Annotated in this window: 2 protein-coding genes and 2 pseudogenes; 1 reads left to right on the top strand and 3 read right to left on the bottom strand. The window is 50.9% G+C overall.

Annotation, left to right across the window (positions count from 1 at the left end):
- The first annotated feature begins 152 nt into the window (after nucleotides 1-152).
- Entirely contained in the window at nucleotides 153-1,088 is a 936-nt protein-coding gene (locus tag Q6A92_RS17050; protein ID WP_332238825.1) for an alpha/beta hydrolase, read from the top strand.
- 9 nt (nucleotides 1,089-1,097) lie between these two features.
- Here Q6A92_RS17050 and Q6A92_RS17055 read toward each other — a convergent pair whose 3' ends face one another.
- From Q6A92_RS17055 to Q6A92_RS17065, 3 genes and pseudogenes are all read right to left on the bottom strand, one after another.
- Nucleotides 1,098-3,584 carry an excinuclease ABC subunit UvrA gene (locus Q6A92_RS17055; protein WP_332238826.1) on the bottom strand — a complete coding sequence of 829 codons (2,487 nt, stop codon included), beginning with the start codon at nucleotides 3,582-3,584 and terminating at the stop codon, nucleotides 1,098-1,100.
- Nucleotides 3,585-4,477: 893 nt separating this feature from the next.
- Nucleotides 4,478-5,815, bottom strand: a pseudogene (locus tag Q6A92_RS17060) (MFS transporter).
- Nucleotides 5,816-6,231: 416 nt separating this feature from the next.
- Nucleotides 6,232-6,483 (bottom strand): annotated as a pseudogene (locus Q6A92_RS17065) (transaldolase); the annotation flags it as partial.

The following is a 6,483-nucleotide window of genomic DNA, read 5'->3' on the forward strand; positions in this document are numbered from 1 at the left end:
AACTTGAACTAATTTACTTGTGGAAAACGTAGAACCGGCAAGGTGTTAGGGCACTTTTTTAACTTTCAAGTTTTAGTTTACAAGTTAAAGAATAACTGTTTTCTAACGCAAAATATCAGTAGATAAAAAAAGTGCACATCGGAGGAATACAAATGAAGCCTGCAGCCAAATTTTTATTAACCTCAACGGCGGGCGCTGCCGGAGCGCTGGCCGCCGTCGGTGTATATTTATCAAACAAAATTATGTACTACAAAAAAAGTACGGAAGAAAAAATTATCGAGTCGGAAACAAAAACGCACCGCTTTTTTTCTATGCGCGACTTCGAAGCTCAGAACAAGGAAGTCATTTCGTTCGAATCGCCGTTCGGCTATCGCATTCACGGCTATTATATCCCCGCCGATCCTTCAGGTTCAAAAAAATTCATGATTTTCTGCCACGGGGTGACCGTCAGCCTGCTGACTTCCATCAAGTACGCCAAACTGTTTCTCAACCGCGGTTTCAACGTTGTCCTCTATGATGAGCGCCGCCACGGCCGGACAGGCGGCAGGACGAGCAGCTACGGCTATTATGAAAAAGACGACCTTGCCGCAGTTGTCCGCTGGGTCCATCAGCGGTTCGGCGAAGACATTCTGCTCGGCATTCACGGCGAATCGATGGGGGCGGCAACATTGCTTCAGTATGCTGGCCTTGTGGAGGACAGCGCCGATTTTTATATTGCCGACTGCCCTTTTTCCGATTTTACCGATGAGCTTCGTTATCTGCTGAAAAACGACTATCATCTGCCTGAATGGCCGATTCTACCTGTCACTGCACTGTTCCTGAGGCTCCGCGACGGCTACAGGCTGAGCCGCGTTTCGCCGCTTCTCGGCGTGCCGAATATTAAGCATCCCGTTCTCTTTATCCACAGTAAAAATGACCCGTTCATACCGGCCGGAATGACCGAGAAACTCTATCAGGCCAAAGCAGATAAGAAGCAGCTGTTCATCGCTGAAAACGGCGGCCACGCATGTTCTTATTCGGATAATCCGGAAGCTTATGAGAAAGTGCTCGACCGCTTTCTCAAGGAATATGTGCCTGAAATGGTATGAATGCGCCGTTTATATCAACCCATGTCCCGCTAAAAACTTTCCGGTCATACTTTTCGGATGGGCTGCTATCTGAGCAGGCGTGCCGGCGGCGATAATTTTCCCGCCGTCCGGACCGCCGCCGGGACCGATGTCAATGACATAATCGGCGCTCGCGATCATATCCGGATCATGATCGATAAACAAAATCGTGGACCCGTTCGACAGCAGCCGGTTAAGCACGCCGAGCAAAGTCTCTACGTCCTTCGGATGAAGCCCGGTGCTCGGCTCATCAAGCACATAGAGTGTGCCCGGGCGGATGTGCCGCAGCTCCCCCGCAAGCTTGATCCGCTGAGCCTCGCCTCCGGACAATCCGGGAGTGGGTTCCCCAAGGCGCAGATAGCCGAGGCCGACATCATGAAGCATTTTCAGTCCGGAGGCAAGGGCGGGAACATCCGCAAAAAAGGCAAGTGCCTCATCGACATTCATCCGCAGGACATCCGCAATCGATTTCTCTTTATATGCCACTTCCAGTGTCTCTTTTTTGTAGCGTGTGCCTCCGCATTGCGGACACTGCACCCGTTCCTCCGGAAGATACTGCATATCAAGCGACATTTCGCCCCGTCCCTCACACGCATCGCAGCGTCCGCCCGCTACATTGAACGAAAACCGGCTGGCCGCCCAGCCTCGCCGGAGGGCGGCGGCAGTCGAAGCAAAGAGAGATCTGATGTCATCAAACAGCCCCGTATACGTGGCGGGCGTTGAACGCGAGTTGCGTCCGATCGGAGTCGAATCCACCGTCAGCACACGCCTGATTTTCTCCCAGCCCGACAGCCGGCCGATACAATCCGGCAGATTCCTGCCTGATAAAGCCGATCGGACAGCCGGCACCAGGCTCTCCAAAACAAGCGCCGTTTTTCCCGCTCCGGAAACGCCGGTCACGGCAGTCATCCGATTCAACGGAAACCTTGCCGAAACATCATGCAGATTATGAAGGTTCACACCCGAAATGGCTAAGAAATTTTCTTTATCGAGCGGAAGGGGCCGGCGGGCGCGGACCGATCGTTTCCCGGACAGATAGGCCCCCGTCAATGAAGCGGCATTCGCCGCAAGTTGATCAGGCGTTCCTGAGGCGACTAAAGCCCCTCCGTCTTCTCCCGCTCCCGGACCCATTTCTATGACATAATCCGAATCGCGTATAATTTCCATATTGTGATCAACAACGACCAGGCTGTTCCCGTTCTCTACCATACGGTGCATGATCTTCTGCAGGCCGGCAACATTGGCCGGATGAAGGCCGATAGACGGTTCGTCCAGAATGTAAAGAATACCTGTCGAACGGGCTGCCGCCGTTTCCGTCAGTTCGAGCCGCTGCCGTTCTCCCGTCGACAGCGTCGCTCCGGACCGATCCAGAGTCAGGTAGCCGACGCCCAGCTCCAGCAGTGGGGCAATCTCATGACGCAATTTGTCCGTCAGTCGGGCGGCAACGGATTGCACGGAGACAGGGACGCTTTCCGGCACCTCCTCTGCAAACCGATCCATCTCAAGCAGGGAAAGAGCCGACGCCTCGGCAATGTTTTTTCCGGACAGTGTGGTTCTGAGCGCTTCCGGGCGCAGACGTGTCCCGCCGCAAACATCGCACGGCCGAACAGTGAGGAATTTCTTCATTCTTGCGTATCTGATTTGATGTTTATCGTTTGCCAGCGCCTGTCTGACCGCATCGACAGCATTGTCATAGGCAAAGGTTATCGGATATTCATCACCCGTTTCCCGGTTGTGGAAAATCAGCGGCCGTTTCGTCCTTTTGCCGTCAAGGACGATCTCCCGCTCTTTTTCCGACAGATCTTTCCAGGGAACATTCGTCCGCACACCGAGCTGAGCCGCTATTCTGACAAGATAGCCGCGGCCGGCGGCACGCCAGGAAGCAACCGCCCCCTGTTGCAGCGTGCGTTCCGGATCCGGAACGACGAGCGAGCGGTCCACTTCGGACCGTTCACCCAATCCGCCGCATACGGGACACGCGCCGAGCGCCGAATTGAATGAAAAAGATTCCGCGCTCGGAAGCGTAAAGCGGACCCCGCATACCGGACAAATCACTTCTTCTCTGAGAATCGACTCTAATACCGGCGGCACTTGATGACCGTTCGGACAGCGATGTGTCCCGATCCGGGAAAAAATCAGCCTCAGCAGATTGTAAATCTCGGTGATCGTCCCGACCGTACTGCGCCGGCCAGGAATCGGCGGACGCTGCCGCAGCGCAAGTGCCGGCGGCAGGAAGTCGATTCGTTCAACTGCCGGCCGTTCCGCCTGATGAATTTTCCGTCTTGTAAACGCAGACAGGCCTTCCAGATAACGCCGGCTTCCCTCGGCATAAAGCACCCCCATCGCAAGCGACGACTTTCCTGACCCGGAAACGCCGGCAATCGTCACCAGCTTTCTCAGCGGTACATGCAGTGAGATATCCTTCAGATTGTTTGTACGGGCACCGTATATATCAATGCTTTCAGGTTGATTGTCCATCGATTGCTTCATCACTTTTCGTTGCAGGATTTAAAAAAGCCGCGTGTATTCAAACATTTGCCATCGAAACCGAAGATGCGGACCCTTTAAGGGGGCGTGAGGGCCGTGAGTGTCCGGCTGCAGCGATTGCGGCGGCAATATAGAAGCGAAGGCTCAGCAAAAGCCGCGAGCATCCAGCCGGTTGAAACCAGACTTGAAGATGGGGGCCGTGTGTATCCGGTCAGTCGAAACCCCCTGTTTCCTTATTTTATCACTCTCATTTTCTTTTTAAATTCACAGGCCTGTCCGGTTCATTTGCGTCTTTTAAATTTCTAATGAATGGTACGAGCCACCGGGAAAAGGCTCTTTTTTTTACGAATCACAGACTCGCATTATTGTAAAAGATTTTTTCATCTGGCCGAAAAAAGTAAAATGATGTCGATACCCAATATTGACGGACACTCTTCTCCACCCCTGCACCCTCATTTCCGGGAAGCCTCTGAACAAAGCGACTGAACGGATCCCTGCCGGCTCGACTGAACAGCGGCACATTTGTCCGAACCATGAAATCCCGAAATTCTCAGGAAAGTGAAGGCACGGGCCATCTAATTTAGGCAGGGCGATGATCTTCAGTTGTTGATTCGTTATCGAACTTCAGGACAGCCAAGCTTTTCTTAGAATGAAGTTTATCCGTCTTACTTACGGCAAAAATCGGAGCAGCCTGAAAAAACCGCTCCGATACTAGATAAAACTCTTATATTCAGAAATCGGCAACTGCCACTGTGTGATTGCAACAGCTAAAACACTGCCGCCGACGGGTTCCGGAACAAAGGCGCAGTTTCCCCGGATTTCACGTGATCGGCAGTTTCTATTGGCACCGTTTACACTTTCTTTTACGAAATATTTTCTATCTATTACTCATCATCCGGAAAGGATATCGGATTCATTTCCGTGACGACGTGTTTATCGATTGACAATTGGCTGTTATCATCCAAGGCATCTTCATTTGTTTTAGTGCTTTTGACGATGATCGTGAAGATCACAGCAAGGATGAGTGAGATAGCCATAAACATGTAGGACGCGGAAAAGCCTCCGGTCACCCCGTTAAGAAATCCTACGAAATAGGCCCCGACAAACGATCCCAGAGCCCCCATGCTGTTGACCAGTGCCATTGCACCGCCTGCCACGTTCCTCGGCAGCAGTTCTGGAACGATGGCAAAGAACGGTCCGTATGGCGCATACATAGCCCCGCCGGCGACAACCATCAGCGTGAACGACAGCCAGAAACTGGACGGCCCGACAAGATAGGATGCGTAGAAAGCAACAGCACCGATAAGTAGAAACGGCCAGACAAACGCTTTCCTTTTCAGCAGTTTATCTGAGAAATAGGAAGCGACAACCATCAGAACGGCTGCCAGAAGGTAGGGCAATGAAGACAGCCAGCCCGTTTCAACAATGTTGATATGCGGTGCCGCTTTGATAATCGATGGCAGCCACATGACAAATCCATACACGCCAATGCTCCAGAAAAAGTACTGCAGGCAAAGGTAAACAACCGCTTTCTGTTTGAAAGCCTCCCTGAAATTCGGCACAGCTTTAAAACCTTTCTGCTCTTTAATCAACTCATCGTTCAGAACCCTTTTCTCACTGTCTTTCAGCCAACGTGCCTGATTTGGCTTGTCATCCACTAATTTCCACCAGATAAACGCCCATATGATGAAGGGAAAGCCTTCAAGAATGAACATCCAGCGCCAGCCCAGACTGTTCAGAAGATATCCGGACACAACAGACATCCAGAGTATGGTAATCGGATTGCCTAAAATCAAAAATGTATTTGCACGTGAACGCTCTTCATTCGTAAACTAGTGACTTAAGAAAATTAACATGGCGGGCATAATGGCTGCTTCGACAATACCAAGAAGAAAACGTATGGCGAAGAGCATGTAAATGTTCGTCACGACACCGATCAGGCTGCCAAGGATGCCCCAGATAATCAGTGACCAGAAAACCAGCTTCTTTGCACTGCGCTTTTCCGCATATCCGGCGCTTGGCACCTGGAAAAAGAAATAGCCGAGAAAGAACAATGCTCCAAGGAGAGAAGTCATACCTGCTGTAATATTCAAATCTTTCGCCATGCCCGATGCAGCCCCAAAACTATAATTGGCCCGATCCAAATAGGCAAGGCTGTAAGTGATAAAAACAACGGGTATCAATCGGAACCATCGGACGGGCGGCAATGAATTCGTTTTCATTTCAATCTGCCTCTTTCCCTAAAATTGTTTAATGACCAGACATATGCTGAGCTTTTCAAGATACGCAAAATATGACCTGACATCTGAAAGGATCTTTCCAACTTATCCCTTCAGTCTGTCTCCGGCATGGAAGCGATAATGTTTTTATTTTTCAAGGTAAAGACAAAGACAGACCATCTATATATTAAGAAGGTTTTGTTAACGTTTACATTTATATCAGGCAAAGGATGCCGCGCCAACTGGTTGCTTCTCATTCAAAAATATCTCTTGGAACGTGATTTAGGAGAACACATGATATGATGCCGTCAGCGTTAGATCAAACATTTATCGCTTAAATTTTTCAGGGCTGCCACTGTTTCCGGAATTGAACGATATAGTCTCAGAGATATGAGCACGGCATGTTCCGGTGTGAAGCCTTATTCCACCGGCATGCGGCCGGCCGGTTCGTTCTTTTCCGCGTCCGTCAGGATGGAATAGCCGAGCGCCCGGATATCTTTATTGAACCCCTTGACTGTATCCAGCGAGACCTGTTCGAGCGGTTTGCCGACCTTCTTCAGTTTTTCGATAATGGCCGGCGTGCAGGTGATGATATCGACGCCGAGCCGGTCCGCCTCATAGACGTTGAACAGTTCACGCGAGCTGGCCCAGAGCAGATTCGCTCCCTTTTT

The sequence above is a fragment of the Sporolactobacillus sp. KGMB 08714 genome, assembly GCF_036598985.1.
Classification (GTDB): Bacteria; Bacillota; Bacilli; order Bacillales; family Sporolactobacillaceae; genus Sporolactobacillus.

What these genes read in the sequence shown, in the direction of transcription:
- Q6A92_RS17050 (WP_332238825.1), top strand. Translation starts at nt 153, where the DNA reads ATGAAGCCTGCAGCCAAATTTTTATTAACCTCAACGGCGGGCGCTGCC.
- Q6A92_RS17055 (WP_332238826.1), bottom strand. Translation starts at nt 3,584, where the DNA reads ATGGACAATCAACCTGAAAGCATTGATATATACGGTGCCCGTACAAAC.